Annotated in this window: 1 protein-coding gene; it reads right to left on the reverse strand. The window is 62.8% G+C overall.

Translation table 11 applies throughout. From position 1 onward, the window contains the following. The coding region (locus tag JFU11_RS27930; protein ID WP_201062764.1) for an immunoglobulin-like domain-containing protein at positions 1-339 on the reverse strand (339 nt) is incomplete at both ends.

The following is a 339-nucleotide window of genomic DNA, read 5'->3' on the forward strand; positions in this document are numbered from 1 at the left end:
CCGTTGGACAGGGTGACGACCACTGGCGAACCGGTGACCGGTGCGCTGACGGACGCGGTGTAGACCACGGTTTCGCCTTCGGCGACGTTCGCGGTGGCACTCAGCGAAACGGTGCTGGTGTCGATGGTGTCGTTGACAGTGGTGACTGCCGGGGTGTCGCTAGCCACCAGGTTTTCGAAATTGCCGCCGGTCGCATCCTTGATGGTTGCTTCTACGGTGCCGGCGTCTTTGTAGACGTCGTCCTTCGGCGCATCGACGGTCACGGAGCCGGTAGTTTTACCTGCTTCGATGGTGATGACGGCGCCGTTCGACAAGGTCACGGTGACCGGTGTGCCGGCG

This window comes from Pseudomonas sp. TH37, assembly GCF_016650735.1.
GTDB classification, from domain to species: Bacteria; Pseudomonadota; Gammaproteobacteria; order Pseudomonadales; family Pseudomonadaceae; genus Aquipseudomonas; species Aquipseudomonas farris.